We start from the raw sequence: 14675 nt of genomic DNA, 5'->3' as shown, positions 1-14675 counted from the left end.
CCTCACATGATGCGGACATTGCTGGTCCGCGGCCTGCTCGCCGGCCTGCTCGGCGGTGTGGTCGCGGCCGTTTTCGCGTACGTGGTCGGCCAGCCCCTGATGGACGCCGCGATCGAGATCGAGGAGGCGGCCGCGCACGGGCACGACCACGGTGACGAGCTGATCGGCAGGGGCGTACAGAGCACGATCGGGCTGCTGGTGGCGCACGCCGCCTACGGTGTGGCCATCGGCGGTCTGTTCGCCCTGCTGTTCGCGCTCGCCTACGGGCGCTTCGGAGCGTGGAGCCCACGCGCCTACGCGGCGGTGCTCGCCGCCGGTGCGTTCCTGGCCGTGTCGCTGGTCCCGTTCCTGGCCTACCCCGCCAACCCGCCGGGGGCCGGCGAGGGCGCCAGCGTCAACGCGCGCACGGGCGCCTACTTCGGGCTGCTGGCGATCTCGGTGGTCGCTGCCGGTATCGCGCTGTACGTCGCCACCCGGCTCACCGGCAGGTGGGGCGGGTGGAACACCGGCATCTGCCTCACGGCGGGCTACGTAGCCGTGGTGACGGTCTCCGGCGTGCTGCTACCTGGCTTCGAGGAGGCCGACGGCTTCCCCGGTGAGCTGTTGTGGGACTTCCGAGTCGCCGCGCTCGGCGACCTCGTTGTGTTCTGGGTCGTGCTCGGCGTGGCGTTCGGTGCGCTGGCGCAGCGCTCACTGGCTGGGCACGTGTCCGCGAGCGCCCCGGCGACGGGCCGGGCCGGCGGCGGAGCCCCGGCAGGCCGACGCTAGCTAACCCACCGGTGGCGCGCCGGGCGGCACGAACGGTAGCCCGTCCGGCGCGCCACCGGTGACCAGCCGGAGCAACGCCGCGGTGTCCAGGTGCTCACCGACGGCGTCGGCGAGCCGGTCCAGCATCGCGTCCCGCAGCCGCCCGAAGCCCGGCGCGCCGTGTTCGGGCTCCCACGGGCGACCGGCCTGGGCGGCGGCCTCGGCCAGCCAGGCCCGCCGGAACCCGTCGTTGTCGAAGGCACCATGCCAGGTGGTCCCCCACACCGCTCCGAGACGCCAGCCGTCAAGGAACGTCTCCACCTCGGCGGCTCGCCCGTCGCGCTCGTCGAGGGTGGCGCTGCCGTGATGGATCTCGTAGGCCTCCACGGGATGCCCCCGCCAGGAGCCGCGCGGGGTGCCGAGCACCTTGTCGCTGTGAAAGCGCACCGTCGCCGGTAGCAGTCCCAGCCCGGGGCACGTCCCCGCACCCGACTCCCACTCGTCGTGGATGGCTCCGGCCAGCATCTGGTGTCCCCCGCAGATACCGAGCACCGGCCCACCGGCGTCCGCACGCGTGCGCACCGCGTCGGCGATCCCCCGCTCGCGCATCCACCGCAGGTCGTCGACGGTGGCGCGGGTTCCGGGCAGCACGACGACGTCGCTGGTGCGCACGGTGTCCGGGTCGGCGGTCAGCGAGACGGACACGCCGGGCTCGGCGGCGAGCGCGTCCACGTCGGTGGCGTTCGACGCGCGGGGGAACCGCACGACGGCCACCGACAGCGGGCGGCCGTTCCCGGCGCGCGGGGCGGTGTCGCGCTCCCATCCTGCCGCGGCGAGCGCGTCCTCGGAGTCGATCCAGGCGCCCTCGACCCACGGCAGCACGCCGAGCACCTGCCTGCCGGTGACGTCGGCGAGGCTGTCCAGCCCCGGCCGGAGCAGCCCGAGGTCGCCACGGAACTTGTTGACCACCCATCCCGCGACCAGCCGCTGGTCGGCCGCGTCGAGCAGGGCGAGGGTGCCGAACATGGCGGCGAACACCCCTCCCCTGTCGATGTCCCCGACGACGAGCACGGGCAGGCTTGCCCGCCGGGCGAGCCCCATGTTCACGTAGTCGCCGGAGCGGAGGTTGACCTCGGCGGGGCTTCCCGCGCCCTCGCAGATCACCGCGTCGAACCGGCCGCGCAGCTCGGCGAGCGAGCCGTGCGCGATCTCGGCGAGCGCGGACCTGCCGGTGGCGTACTCGCCGGAGTCCAGCGTGCCGTACGGCTTGCCGAGCGCCACGACGTGGCTACGCCGGTCGGAGCCCGGCTTGAGCAGGATGGGGTTCATCGCGGCCTCCGGCGTCACCCCAGCCGCCCGTGCCTGCAGCCACTGCGCCCGGCCGATCTCGGCACCGTCCGGGCAGACCATCGAGTTGTTCGACATGTTCTGCGCCTTGAACGGCGCCACGGTGTAGCCCTGCCTGGCGAGGTACCGGCAGATCCCGGCCACCACGAGGCTCTTGCCCGCGTCCGATGTGGTCCCGGCAACCAGGAGCCCGCTCACCGCCGCACCCCCCGTTCCGCCACGGCTTCCCGCAGCAGCGCGGCCACGCAGCCACCGGCCAGCGCGGCCAGGCCGACGGCGCGGGACAGCCGGACCGAGCGGCGCAGGTCGCCGGGCCCCGGGGCCGGTCCTGTGCCGAGCTCGCCGCGGTCCTCGACGGCCTCGCCGTAGCGGTTCAGCCCGCCGAGCCGCACCCCGAGGGCGCCCGCGAAGGAGGCCTCGACAGGGCCGGCGTTCGGGCTCGGGTGTCGCGCCGAGTCCCGCGCCCACGCGCGTAGGGCAGCGCGGGGGCGCCCGCCCACGAGCGGCGCGCACGCGGCCGTGGCGGTCGCGCTGAACCGCGCGGGCAGCATGTTGGCGAGGTCGTCGCCGCGCGCACTGGCCCACCCGAACCGGCGGTAGCCGGGCGACCGGTGCCCGACCATGGCGTCGAGCGTGTTCAGCGCGCGGTAGGCGAGCATGCCGGGCACGCCCGCGACGCCGCCCCACAGCAGCGGTGCCACGACCGCGTCGGAGGTGTTCTCGGCGATCGACTCGGTCGCGGCGCGAGCCAGCCCGTCGGCGTCCAGCTCGCGCGCGTCCCTGCCGCACAGGTGGGAAAGCCGGGCACGGGCCGCGGTGAGGTCACCGTCCGATGCGGACTCGTCGAGCAGCCCCGCCATCGACTCCCCCTCGGAGGCGAGCCCGCGGCCGCCGAGCACGGCCCACGTCACGATCGCGGTCGCCGCGGCCCGCGCCAGCGGGGACCGCGCGGTCGCGACCCGCACGGCCACGCCGAGCGCCGTCGCCGCCGTCACCGCCGTCACCGTGTAGCAGGCACCGCGCGCGCGGGAGTCGGCCCACACACCGCGTTCGAGGGCGAGAGCCGCCCTGCCGAACACGGCGACCGGGTGCCCGCGGCGCGGGTCGCCGAAGGCCGCGTCGGCGACGTACCCGGCGGCGAGCCCGACCGCGGCCGGCAGGCCACGAGTCGTCACCGCGCGACCCCGAGTGCCTGCCGCAACGAGGCGCAGATCTCGGCCACAGCCTCGCCCGCGGCGGGCACGAACGGTCCGAAGTGCAGGAAACCGTGAATGAGGCCGTCGAAACGCAGTTCCTCGACGGCCACGCCCGCCTCGCGCAACTCGCCGGCGTAGGCCTCCCCCTGGTCACGCAGCGGGTCGAACTCCGCGGTGGCCACGATCGTCCGGGGCAGCTGGGCGATCTTGGGGTGCAGGATCGGTGACATCCGCGGGTCGGTGAGCAGCGCGAGATCGGTCACGTAGGCCTCGGCGAAGAGCTCGAGCGCCGCCCTGTCCAGGAAGTAGCCCTCGTTGAACGCCGCGCGGGAGGGGTAGTCCCTGCTGACGTCGGTGGCCGGGTAGATCAGCAGCTGCGCGGCCAGGTCGGGCCCGTCCTCGTCGAGCGCGAGCTCCTGGGCGGTGACGGCGGCGAACGTACCGCCCGCGCTGTCCCCGGCCACGGCGATGCGTGCGGGGTCGTTGCCCAGCTCGGATATGTGCTCGGCCACCCACCGCGTGGCCCCGACGCAGTCGGTGAGCCCGGCAGGGAAGGAATGCTCCGGGGCCAGCCGGTACTCCACGCTGACCACGACGGCGCCGACCTGCCGGCAGATCTCCCGGCACACCAGGTCATGGGTGTCCACGCTGCCGACGACATAGCCGCCCCCGTGGAAGTACACCACCGTCGGCATCTCGCCCTCGCCGTCCGGGCGGTACACGCGCGCGCCGACCGCGCCGTCGCCCCCGCGCACGGTCACGTCGCGAACCGAGCCGACGGCGGGCGCCGCGTCGGTGACCGCGGGGCTCGCGGCGACCTCGGCGAACTTGCTCCGCACCTGCTCCACCGTGTCGGATTCGCCGACCAGCGGGGGCATGGTCCTCAGCAGCTGGTCGAAGACCGGGTCAAGTGGCACACGTACCTCCCTGCGTCCTGTGGCCCCCGTGCATCGGACCGACCAGCACGGCCCGGCGGAGGAGCGTCCCGCCCGGCCACCCGTCCGGCAGCCCCGTGTGGTGGCTGTCCGGGCCGGCCCGGGGCAACACTATGCGGGCTCCACCCTCCTCGCAATTGTGCGCGCGGCCACGGTCACACCGGCCGGACACTGCGCCAGTGCCCACCGGGTCCCTGCCTGCTGCCGGCACTGCAACAATGCCTGCCATGCCCCTCTCACCCGCGCGCCGCATCGCCGGTGGCGCTCTCGGCGCGCTGGCGCGGCAGCTGGATCGCGTGGCCGCCACCGTCGACCCGCCTCGCAGGGTGCTCGTGCTCGGCGGCGCGCGGTCGGGAAAGTCACATCTCGCCGAGCGCATGGTGTCGCGGCATCGCGAGGTCGTCTACATTGCCACCGGGCATGTCCCGGACGGCGACGACCCCGAATGGGCCGAACGGGTCAGGGCACACCGCGCGCGCAGGCCCGCGAGCTGGCACACGGTCGAGACCACGGACCTGCCTGCCGCGCTGCGCGGGGCGCGTGCCCCTGTACTCGTCGACTGCCTGGCCACGTGGCTCGCGCGGGTACTCGACGACGCCGGTGCGTGGGACGACGCCGGTGCGTGGGACGGCGACGAGCGGTGGCGGCGGCGTGTGGACGAGCGCGTCGCCGAGCTGGTCGAGGCGTGGCAGGGTCTGACCGTGCCCGCTGTCGCGGTCAGCAACGAGGTCGGCAGCGGTGTGGTGCCCGCGACGCCCGCGGGCCGGTTGTTCCGCGATGCGCTCGGCTCGGTGAACAGCACCGTGGCGGGCGCGTCGGACAGCGTGCGGTTCGTGGTCGCCGGGCGCGCCATCGAGCTGCCGCGGCAGCGACCGTGAAGGAGCGAGGACTTCGATGACCGAGTTCGACATACCGGTGCCCGACGAGCGCGCGCGCACCGCGGCCCAGGACCGGCTCGACGGGCTGGTCAAGCCGGTCGGCGCGCTCGGCAGGCTCGAGGAGCTCGCCGCGTGGCTGGCCGCCGCGCACGGCAGCGTGCCTCCCGCCGAGCTCGAGGACGTGCGCGTGGTGGTCTTCGCAGGTGACCACGGCGTCACGCGCGCCGCAGGGGGCGGTGTGTCCGCCTACCCCCGGGAGGTCACCGCGGCCATGGTGCGCGCCTTCCTCAGCGGCTTCAGCGGGGTGAACGTGCTGGCCGCCCAGGTCGGGGCACGGGTCGACGTCGTGGACATCGCCGTCGACGACGATCTCGACGGGGTGCCCGAGGCCGTCGCCCGGCACAAGATCCGGCGCGGTTCGGGGTCGATCGACTCGGAGGACGCGCTGTCGCCCGACGAGGCGCGCCGCGCGTTCGAGGCCGGGCTCCGGATCGCCGACGAGGCGGTCGACGCGGGCGCGCAGCTGCTCATCCCCGGGGACATGGGTATCGGCAACTCCACGGTCGCGGCCACGCTGGTCGCGGCGAGCCTGGGGTTGCCTGCCGGGGAGGTCGTCGGCACCGGCACCGGGATCGACGAGGTGGGCCTGAGCGGCAAGACGGCGGTGATCGAGGCGGCGCTGCGGCGTGCGGGCGACCGGGCATCCGACCCGTTCGACCTGCTCACCGCACTGGGCAGCGCGTGCGCGGCCGCCACGGCCGGGTTCGTGCTCGGCGGGGCGCGGCGCGCGGTGCCGGTGCTGCTGGACGGGGTCTTCTCCTGCGCGGCCGCGCTCGTCGCCCACGACATCGCCCCGGAGGCGGCGCGATGGTGGCTCGCGGGCCACCGCTCGACCGAGCCGTCCCAGGCCTTCGCGCTCAAGACGCTCGGCCTGAAGCCGATCCTCGACCTCGGGCTGCGGCTGGGCGAGGGCAGCGGGGCGGTGCAGGCCGTGCCGACCCTGCGGGCCGCGCGTGGGGTGCTGGCCGGGATGGGCTCGCTGGCCGACCTCGACATCGGATGATGTTCGACCCCCTGCGCATGGCCGTCGGCACCCTCACGGCGCTGCCGGTGCCGGCGCCCGGCACGATCGACACGCGCGTGGCGCGGCGGGCGATGCTGCTCGCCCCGGTGGCCGTCGTCCCGGCGGCCGTCCTCGCCGGTGCGCTGGTGTGGGCGGGGCAGGCGCTCGGCCTGCCCGCCCTGCTGATCGCGACGGTCGTGCTCGCCGCGCTCGCGCTGGCCAGCAGGGGCCTGCACCTGGACGGCCTCGCCGACACGGCCGACGGGCTCAGCGCGTCCTACGACCGGCAGCGCGCACTGGAGATCATGCGGCGCGGCGACACCGGGCCGATGGGGGCGGCCGCGCTGGTGCTGGTGCTGCTGGCGCAGGCCGCGGCGCTGGCGGGGGCGATCACGGCCGGGCACGGGGTGCTGGCTGCGGCCGTAGCCGTGCTGGCGAGCAGGCAGACCCTGGTGCTGTGCTGCGCGCGCCGGGTACCCGCAGCCCGCGCGGGCGGGCTCGGCGAGACTGTGGCCGGCTCGGTCCCGCTCTGGCAAGCGGCCCTGAGCACGCTGGCGATGCTCGCGCTGGCCGCGCTCGGCGCGGCGGCGGCCGGGCTTCCGCCGTGGCGCGGGGCGCTCGCCGCCGCGCTGGCCGCCCTTTTCGCCGGTGCCCTGCTGCTGCGCTGCACCCGCAGGCTCGGCGGCATCACAGGAGACGTGCTCGGCGCCTGCCTCGAAGCAGCCACACTCGGCGCCCTCCTCGCCCTGGCCGTGTAACCCGCGGGGTGGGAGCCGGGGTGGGAGCCCAATGTGACATTTGGCTCCTTCTATGGAACCGAGGTCACATTGGGCTCCTTCGCATCACGGCTGTTCGTACGCGCCACGCAGGAGACCGCCCGTGAAGGCGACCCAAGTGGCTATCGGGACGGTGAGGCTGTTGCCGTTCGGGACTTTGCTGTCGCGGATACCGGTAACCTCGGCGCGCCGGTCGATCTCGACGCAGGCGTTGTTCTGCCCGCCGGAGTAACTGCTCTTACGCCACCTCGTGCTGCTGGTCATCGGTGTCCAGGGCCCCTATCTGTCGCGTGAGCAACGCCGCCGAGTCACCCGGGGACAGCGCGGCTCGCGCGGCGTCGTCGAACATGGTGGTGAAGCGTTCTACGTCGCTCGCATTATCCACCCAGGAGCCGCCTGCCGGGTACTCGAGGTAGACACCGGGAACCTCGTCCGGCTCAGGATAGTCGACGATGATGCAGGACCCCGCCATGGGTCCGTAGGCGCCGACGCCGAACGGCATGACCTGAATCGTGATGTGCTCTCGGTCGCCGAGTTCGAGCAAGTGCTCCAATTGACCTCGCATGACGTCGGGACCACCGACCATTCGCCTGATCACCGCCTCGTCGATCACGGCGTGAAGCGCCACCGGACCGGATTCTTCGAGGAGGCGTTGCCGAGCCAGCCGTGCACTCACCAACTTGTCCGTTTGTTCGTCCGTGTCGTGGAAGCGATGCCCTGCGGCGATGAGCGCACGGATGTAGGGCTCAGTTTGCATGATTCCTGGCACGACAAACGGTTCGACGGCTCGGATACGCTCCGCTTCCCGTTCGGCGTTGACCAACCTGCGGAACGACTTCGGAGCGCCGGTCGGGAGCCGGATGGAGGGCGGCTCGTCCCGTGCGTTCTCCCACAGCTCGACGGCGCGCGAGCGGCTCTCGTCCGTGGCCCCGTAGCGGTTCAACAGGGCGAGCACGGTCGCCCAGACGGGCATGACTTGACCCGACTCGTAGCGGCTCACGGTGCTGTCCGCGGTCTTGAGCTCGGTAGCCGCATCTTCCAGACGCACACCGGCTTGGACGCGTGACTCGTTGAGGAACCGTCCCAGGCGCCGCTTCGCGCGGGTGGCAGTCTTCATGGACCGCATCCTATCGGCAACTACACGCTATATGGGTACACACGATCGGTACATTGATCGTGCAATTGCGTACTTATATTCTGCATATGTCGGCCGGGTGGGCCGGCTCCGCTCGTGGTGAAGCGTCCATGCCCACCCGGCCGGCCCGACCCATCGGTACGGAGCAAGGGAGCGCGGGAATGTTCAGCAGTCACGGCATCGAGGTCGATTCCTGGGTCAGGATCGACGGTTCGTGCCGGATCACCGGCGAGGTCGTGGGAGACGAGGCCCAGCTCCGCCTGGGCGGTGTGCGATCGAGCGGCCTGGACATGATCGCGGACGAGGCGGGCTTGGAACGGCTGGTCGCGCGGTGCTCGGAGGTGCTGGACACCATGCGTTCCGGAGAGCCGTGACGGGCGCCGCCTCAGCCGTGCCGCAGGGTGGTCTCCAGCTCACCGAACTTGTTGGCGATCGTCATCACGTCCGCGCCGAGGAGGGTGACCCACCCGCCCGTGGTCTCGCTCAGCAGGACACGGCCGGACTCGACGGTGTCGAACCAGCACGGGACCGGGGTCGTGGTGACGTTCCCGCCCCCGTAGCCGTCGCGGACTGCGGCATAGAGCTGCCCGGCGTGGGTGCGTTCCTGCTCGAGGACCCGCTTCATGCGTTTGGCGTCGCGCGAGCTGGCATCGGAGCCGAACGCCTGGTCCTTCTGCGCCGCGGTCAGATCGGCCGGGTCGCAGCTCATCGAGTGCACCCGGGCGGCGGGGGTGGCGGGCAGTGCCGCAGCAACACGCGCCCCCATCTGCTCGACCGGGATGGGTTCGATCTCGATGTCCTGCCCCCGGCTGGTCACCAGTACCGTGTCCCTGCCGTGCGCGGCTGCGCGGATGGTCACCGTCTGCTCGTCGATGGAGGCGATGGTGTAGTACTCGACGGTGGGGCGCTGCATGGTGACCAGCGTGTCGTAGAAGGCCTCGGACACCCGCGTGCCATCCACCAGCCCCTGCTCGCGCAGCTCACCGAGCACCCGCACATCGCGCTCGCGGGCGGCATCCGGCGGATACCACATGGCGCCGCCGAGCAGCGTGGTGTGGGCCTCGCCGAGGTTCTCCTTGTCCAGCAGCGTGGAGTAGGTCTCCAGGCTGATCGTCACCGGCCGCGAAATCACCGCCGCTCCCCCTCTCGTGTACCCGTGGCGCTACTCGCCGATGACCCCATCGATGATGACCATCCCCGTCACCGGGTCGTACTCCTTCTCCCCATGCTCATCCCGCATCACCGGCAACCCACTGTCCAGCTGCTCATCCTGCACGAACTTGCGCTCATGCTCCTCATCACCACCCCCCTGGCCACCACGACCACCACCGGCACCCATCATGCCCCCACCCATCGCACGACCACCCCCGGCACCAGCCTGACCCCCGGCAGCACCGGCCGCACCCCCCGAACCGGTCGGCCCGAACTGGCCCTGCCCGCTATAGGCACCCGCACCACCCGGACCCCCACCAGCAGCAGCACCACCGGCACCAGCCATTCCGCCGGCCACCATCCCCCCAGCGCCACCAGCGCCCGAGCCGGTCGGCCCGAAATCCCCAGCGGCACGCCCCGCCCCCACACCCGAGGCACTCGTGCCACTCGGCGGGATCACCGTCCCATCCGGACGCACCAAACTCCCATCCGGCCGCCGGATCGTGCCATCCGGATACCGAATACTGCCATCCGGCAACCGCACACCACCCTGCCGACCACCAGCACCAGCGCCCCCAGCAGCACCACCGGAACCAGCAGTGCCACCACCAGCGGCACCAGTCCCCCCGACCCCCGGCGCCGCCGTCGAACCACCGCTCCCAGCGGGCGCCGCCCCAGCCGGAGCTGTCGTACCAGCACCACCCGACGCGGTCGGCGCCGTCGTGCCGGGCTGGGTAACCGACGAGGGCGCGGTCGTTCCGCCGCTTGATTTCGAGGAGCCGCTCGAATCCTTGTCCGGGTCGGGGTAGTCCCGTTCCTGGGAGATCCGGACCTGGTTCTCCCCGGACTCCGTGGCGTAGGCAGAGTACGCTTGGCGGTTCTTGGCGTCCTTCTCCCGCCACGCTTCGCGCTGCTCTTCCTTCGAGTCGACCAGTTGAGTCCAGCTCACGTAGTCACGCCAGTCCCCGCCGGTGGCTTCCTCGATAGTGCCCTCGACGGGCTCCACCTCGTTGTAGACGCGGTCGAACGAGCCGTTCTGGCTGCTCATGCTGAAGCTGGACGGGCTGACGGCGGCGGCCGTCTCGGCGGAACGGTTCCGGATCTGGTCCAGCTTGGCCTTGAACGCCTCGGCCGACTCGCCACGCCACACCTCGTCGACGGTGCGATGCAGCGACGCCAGCTCGTCGGAGATGTCCATGTGACGGCTATGGAGGTCGCGAGCGGTCGCCTCACCCTCGCCCAGCGAATCGGTGAACCGACCGTCCTCCGTGATCTTCTTGTAGATCTCGGCACCGGACAGCCCATGCCCCGTAGCAGGATGCCCCATCACCTAGCCCCCTTCATCGTCTCCACAGCCATCGCTGCGATCTCATGTGCCGCACCGCACGGGTCGTTGTAGAACGAGCTCTCCGGAACAAAAGTGCTCAACCCAACATAGAAGCTGAGAACGTCCCGAAGTTCGACTGCAACGTTGCAGTACCCATCCTCTCGATCATCATTCAGATCGACCGCGATAGCAGGATGTCCACTAATCGGATCCAGCTCCATGAACAACTCCGCGCCGTCGTCCTGCGCATTGGCATAGGAGCTGCTCAGTCCTTCACCGTCAGTTGTCAGTAATGCAGTGGTGAACTGCTCGTTTCCAGTCTCGGTTTCCCATCGGCACGTCGGCCCGATGTCGTGATCAACCTCTGATTCTCCCCCACTGATGTCAGCTGGCAAACGATCCCAATGGTCCTCGGGTAACACACTGCAAATATCGTCCTCGAACTCTGAGGTGTCCTTAATCGGATCCCCCACCGCTGGAGCCCCGCTATGCGGCAAATCCGCGCTCTGCTGGTGACCGCAATCGGGGCCTTCCGCCTCGGCGTCGCCACCAGTATCCTCAGAACACCCCGCCAACAGCATCGCAGCAGCCACCATCACACTCACCCCACACCAGACCACGTGACCCCACCCGACATCACTGACCCCCCTTGATGGTCTCCACAGCCATCTCCGCGATCTCATAGGCTGCATCACAAGGGTCATCGTGATACGGACTCGAGTCGCGAATGGCGTCAAGACCAAGATAGAAGCTTAGGTCATCCCGCAGCCCAACCGAAACATTGCAGTATCCATCCTCGCGACCATCATTCAGGTCTACCGCGATTGCTGGATGGCCATCAATCGGATCCAGCTCCATGAATAACTCAGACCCCCCTGCTTCTGCATTCTCATACGAGCTGCTCAAACCCTCGCCATCAGTGGTCAGCAGTGAGCCGCCAAACGATTCGTCGCGCGTATCAGTTCGCCAATTGCAGGTCGGCCCGATGTCGTTCTCCGGATCCGGCTCCGCCTGGGCCACGTCAGCGGACAACCGATCCAACTGCTCATCCGTTAACACGCTGCAGATGTCGGTCTCGAACGCCGAGGTGTCCTCGATCGGATCTTCCACCGCAGGAGCCCCACTGTGCGGCAAGTTCACGTCCTCTTGCTGCTGACCGCTATCCGGGGCCTCCGGCTCAGCCTCCCCACCAGCCTCGTGAGAACACCCTGCCAACAGAAACACCGCTGCAGCCACCACACTCACCCCAGACCAGACCATGCGGCCCCGCCCCACATCACTGACCCCCCTCGATGGTCTCCACAGCCATCCCCGCGATCTCATACGCCGCACCACACGAGTCATCGTGATACGGGCTGGAATCGACATCTGCACTCAATGCCAGATAGAAACTCAAGTCATCTCGCAACCCAACCTCAACGTTGCAGTAGCCGTCTTCACGGTCATCGTTCAAGTCCACAGCGACCACGGGGTGTCCCGCAATCAGATCCAGCTCCTCGAACAGCTCCACGCGATCCGCCTGCTCATCCGCATACGACGTGCTCAGTCCCTCGCCATCAACGGTCAACAACGCGGTCGTGAACGACTCATCGCGTGTCTCGGTTCGCCACCGGCACGCCGGGCCAAAATCTTGCCCATCCTCTTCAGATTGTTGGATTTCAACATCCAGCCGGTCCACCTGCGCCTCAGTCAGCACACTGCAGACGTCGTTCTCGAATGCCGACGTGTCCTCGATCGGATCCTGCACCGCAGGAGCGCCACTATGCGGCAAATCCGCACTCTGCTGCTTACCACTATCCGGGGCCTCCGCCTCGGCGTCGCCACCAGTCTCCTGAGACCGCCCCGCCAACAGCATCGCAGCAGCCACCATCACACTCACCCCAGACCAGACCACGTGACCCCACCCGACATCACTGACCCCCCTTGATGGTCTCCACAGCCATCTCCGCGATCTCATATGCCGCACCACACGGGTCGTCATAGAACGGGCTGTCCGGAACGAACGAGCTCAATCCCACATAGAAACTCAAATCATCTCGGAGACCTACAGCGACGTTGCAATAGCCCTGGTCACGACGGTCGATCAGATCAACCGCGATCGCAGGGTGACCCGCAATCGGTTCAAGTTCGTTCAACAGCCCATCGTCATCAGCATTCTCGTATGAACTGCTCAATCCCTCACCATCAGCGGTCAACAAGGCAGTCGTGAACGACTCGTCACGGGTTTCGGTCCGCCACCGACAAGCTGGCCCGGCCTCATGATCTCGTTCAGTTTCGGTCCCAGCCACGTCAACTGCCAGTCGATGCAGCTCCTCCTCGGGCAACACAGCGCAGGTGTCCTTCTCGAACGCCTTGGTGTCCGCGATTGGATCCTCCACCGCAGGCGCACCACTATGCGGCAACATTGGTGCCTCCTGAGACTCGTTTTCCGAGTCCGTGGGTCCGGCTGTCCCCTCAGCACCGTCCGAGCATCCCGCCAGCACCAGAATCGCCACAGCTACCAACGAAATCAACCCCGTAGCACGTGTCCTCATTCAGGCTTGTCCCTCCAGGCCGGCTGCGACATCGTCCTCGTGTCGTTCCCGCTCAGCCTTCATCTCCTCCGCTTGCTCGATCAAGTCCGTAAGCTCAGCGATCTCCTTCGTCAGGAAAGCGAGGTACGCGGCGCCTCCGTCATTCGCCGTGTCAGCGTAGCTGCTGCTTACCGGGTCACTCTTCTTTTGGATGTTGCGGAGCGGCTCCGCCAACTCTTGCGCATCCGCCAGCTCCTGCCGGATGTCCTTCAGCCGCTTGATCACCTTGTCGACGCCCTCGCTGTCGAAGGCGATGTCCTCCAGCCCGGCTGCCTGCGCTTTCGCATCGGACTGCGCGCGCACCTGCTGCGGGCCTATCGGCATGGGGGCGTCATCCACGTGGGGCAACGGCAGTGGCGGTGCCCCGCTGTCTTCCTCGTCGGCCATCCGTGTCCCTCCCTCGACCGGCGGCCTCAGGCGCTCATCCCCAGTGCCGCCACGCACACGTACCGTATCCGGAGCGTACTATCCCGGCAATCACACCTGGGACGGAGCGTGCTGACGCGCGGTTCCCTCCAGCGCCTGCACCAGCGCGTCGAGGAACCCGCGGGTGGTGTGCTCGTCTCGCACCGCGACCCGCATCCAGTCCGCCGACAGCCCCGGGAACGTATCCCCACGTCGCACCGCGTACCCCAGCTCACGCAGCCGCAGCCGCACCCGCTCGCCGTCGGGCGCGCACAGCAGCACGAACGGCGCCCTCGGTTCCCCCACCAGGTGCACACCTCGCGGCTCCAGCGCGCGCAGCCCGTCCACCAGTACCTGCCGGTCCCGTTCGGCCGCCACGGCCAGCTCGCGGGCCTGCGTCGTCGCCCGCGCCCCACTGCAGGCCACGACGGCTGCCGCCGCCGGTGTCGACACCGACCAGGGCGGCTGCACCGCGCGCAGCCCCTCGATGACCTCGGGCTCACCGAGCACGTACCCGGCGCGCAGCCCCGCGATCCCCCACGTCTTGGTGAGGCTACGGATCACCACCAGCCCGGGGGCACGATCGGCGGCGAGGCTCTCGGGCTCGCCGGGGACGGCATCGGCGAAGGCCTCGTCGACCACCACGATCCTGCCCGGCCGGCACAGCTGCCGGACCGACTCGGCGGGATGCAACACCGACGTCGGGTTGGTGGGGTTGCCGATCATCACGAGGTCGGCCTCGGCAGGCACCTCCTCCGGGCGCAGCGGGAAGCCCTCGTCCGCGTCCAGCACCACGTGCTGCACCGGGTGCCCCGCTGTGCGCAGCGCCACGTCCGGCTCAGTGAACTGCGGGTGCACGATCGCCGCCGAAGCCGGCCGCAGGGCACGCGCCAGCAGCGAGAACGCCTCCGCGGCCCCCGAGGTGACCAGCACCTCGTCGGGGGTGCGGCCGTGCAGGGCTGCCACGGCCTTGGTCGCCTCCGTCGCGTCCGGGTAGGCGGCCAGCCGGTCGAGGCTGGCCACGATCTCCTCGCGCAGCCATCCGGGCGGTTCGGGCAGCCGCACGTTCACCGCCAGGTCCACCAGGCCGTCGGAGACATCCCGGTCGCCGTGGTGGCGCAGGTCCATGCCTTCCGACTCG

General features: G+C 70.2%; 18 protein-coding genes. 5 read left to right on the top strand and 13 right to left on the bottom strand.

Annotated features, from left to right (window positions below):
• Positions 1-6 precede the first annotated feature (6 nt).
• Entirely contained in the window at positions 7-768 is a 762-nt protein-coding gene (locus CHB84_RS08180) for a CbtA family protein (RefSeq protein WP_089300925.1), read from the top strand.
• On the opposite strand, the gene CHB84_RS08175 is transcribed toward CHB84_RS08180, so the two are convergent.
• From CHB84_RS08175 to CHB84_RS08165, 3 genes are read right to left on the bottom strand one after another with little or no spacing between them, the layout of a single operon-like run.
• Positions 769-2292 (bottom strand): cobyric acid synthase, encoded by a 1524-nt coding sequence (locus CHB84_RS08175; RefSeq protein WP_089300924.1) that lies wholly within the window; start codon positions 2290-2292, stop codon positions 769-771.
• The gene (locus tag CHB84_RS08170) at positions 2289-3269 is read right to left on the bottom strand and encodes a cobalamin biosynthesis protein (RefSeq protein ID WP_089300923.1); all 981 of its coding nucleotides are present in this window, start codon (positions 3267-3269) and stop codon (positions 2289-2291) included. The genes CHB84_RS08175 and CHB84_RS08170 overlap by 4 nt, the downstream gene beginning before the upstream one ends.
• Positions 3266-4207: an alpha/beta hydrolase gene (locus CHB84_RS08165; RefSeq protein ID WP_089300922.1), complete on the bottom strand. Its 942-nt coding sequence runs from the start codon at positions 4205-4207 to the stop codon at positions 3266-3268. Before CHB84_RS08165 ends, CHB84_RS08170 begins: the two co-directional genes overlap by 4 nt.
• Positions 4208-4452: 245 nt before the next feature.
• Between CHB84_RS08165 and cobU the strand changes: the two genes are divergently transcribed.
• From cobU to CHB84_RS08150, 3 genes are read left to right on the top strand one after another with little or no spacing between them, the layout of a single operon-like run.
• A complete protein-coding gene (gene cobU / locus CHB84_RS08160) occupies positions 4453-5103 on the top strand; it encodes a bifunctional adenosylcobinamide kinase/adenosylcobinamide-phosphate guanylyltransferase (RefSeq protein WP_245818626.1) in 651 nt (216 codons plus the stop codon).
• Positions 5104-5119: 16 nt separating this feature from the next.
• Positions 5120-6166 (top strand): nicotinate-nucleotide--dimethylbenzimidazole phosphoribosyltransferase, encoded by a 1047-nt coding sequence (gene cobT / locus CHB84_RS08155; protein ID WP_089300920.1) that lies wholly within the window; start codon positions 5120-5122, stop codon positions 6164-6166.
• Entirely contained in the window at positions 6163-6924 is a 762-nt protein-coding gene (locus CHB84_RS08150) for an adenosylcobinamide-GDP ribazoletransferase (protein WP_089300919.1), read from the top strand. The genes cobT and CHB84_RS08150 overlap by 4 nt, the downstream gene beginning before the upstream one ends.
• Positions 6925-7008: 84 nt before the next feature.
• On the opposite strand, the gene CHB84_RS08145 is transcribed toward CHB84_RS08150, so the two are convergent.
• Both CHB84_RS08145 and CHB84_RS08140 read right to left on the bottom strand, forming a co-directional pair.
• A complete protein-coding gene (locus CHB84_RS08145; protein ID WP_089300918.1) occupies positions 7009-7206 on the bottom strand; it encodes a DUF397 domain-containing protein in 198 nt (65 codons plus the stop codon).
• Positions 7181-8059, bottom strand: coding sequence for a helix-turn-helix domain-containing protein (locus tag CHB84_RS08140; protein WP_176439855.1), 879 nt, complete (start codon positions 8057-8059; stop codon positions 7181-7183). The genes CHB84_RS08145 and CHB84_RS08140 overlap by 26 nt, the downstream gene beginning before the upstream one ends.
• 179 nt (positions 8060-8238) lie before the next feature.
• Here CHB84_RS08140 and CHB84_RS08135 point away from each other — a divergent pair, with 179 nt between their 5' ends.
• Positions 8239-8451 carry a hypothetical protein gene (locus CHB84_RS08135; RefSeq protein WP_089300916.1) on the top strand — a complete coding sequence of 71 codons (213 nt, stop codon included), beginning with the start codon at positions 8239-8241 and terminating at the stop codon, positions 8449-8451.
• An 11-nt stretch (positions 8452-8462) separates the two neighbouring features.
• Here the strand turns inward: CHB84_RS08135 and CHB84_RS08130 are convergent, their stop codons facing one another.
• From CHB84_RS08130 to cobC, 8 genes are all read right to left on the bottom strand, one after another.
• A complete protein-coding gene (locus CHB84_RS08130; RefSeq protein ID WP_089300915.1) occupies positions 8463-9209 on the bottom strand; it encodes an ESX secretion-associated protein EspG in 747 nt (248 codons plus the stop codon).
• Between the two features lie 30 nt (positions 9210-9239).
• Positions 9240-10556: a WXG100 family type VII secretion target gene (locus tag CHB84_RS23775; RefSeq protein ID WP_176439853.1), complete on the bottom strand. Its 1317-nt coding sequence runs from the start codon at positions 10554-10556 to the stop codon at positions 9240-9242.
• The gene (locus CHB84_RS08125) at positions 10556-11152 is read right to left on the bottom strand and encodes a DUF3558 domain-containing protein (RefSeq protein ID WP_176439851.1); all 597 of its coding nucleotides are present in this window, start codon (positions 11150-11152) and stop codon (positions 10556-10558) included. Before CHB84_RS08125 ends, CHB84_RS23775 begins: the two co-directional genes overlap by 1 nt.
• A 40-nt stretch (positions 11153-11192) precedes the next feature.
• Positions 11193-11792 (bottom strand): DUF3558 domain-containing protein, encoded by a 600-nt coding sequence (locus CHB84_RS08120; protein ID WP_176439850.1) that lies wholly within the window; start codon positions 11790-11792, stop codon positions 11193-11195.
• Between the two features lie 40 nt (positions 11793-11832).
• A complete protein-coding gene (locus CHB84_RS08115) occupies positions 11833-12426 on the bottom strand; it encodes a DUF3558 domain-containing protein (protein ID WP_176439849.1) in 594 nt (197 codons plus the stop codon).
• A gap of 40 nt (positions 12427-12466) precedes the next feature.
• On the bottom strand, positions 12467-13090 hold the full coding sequence (locus CHB84_RS08110; protein WP_089300911.1) for a DUF3558 domain-containing protein: 624 nt from the start codon (positions 13088-13090) through the stop codon (positions 12467-12469).
• Entirely contained in the window at positions 13091-13516 is a 426-nt protein-coding gene (locus tag CHB84_RS08105) for a hypothetical protein (RefSeq protein ID WP_089300910.1), read from the bottom strand.
• 90 nt (positions 13517-13606) lie between these two features.
• Positions 13607-14662: an Rv2231c family histidinol phosphate aminotransferase CobC gene (cobC, locus tag CHB84_RS08100; RefSeq protein ID WP_089301056.1), complete on the bottom strand. Its 1056-nt coding sequence runs from the start codon at positions 14660-14662 to the stop codon at positions 13607-13609.
• Positions 14663-14675 lie beyond the last annotated feature (13 nt).

Source organism: Haloechinothrix alba (assembly GCF_900188115.1).
Classification (GTDB): Bacteria; Actinomycetota; Actinomycetes; order Mycobacteriales; family Pseudonocardiaceae; genus Haloechinothrix; species Haloechinothrix alba.
The sequence above is the reverse complement of the archived record's forward strand: the minus strand, read 5'-3'. Positions and strand labels throughout refer to the sequence as shown.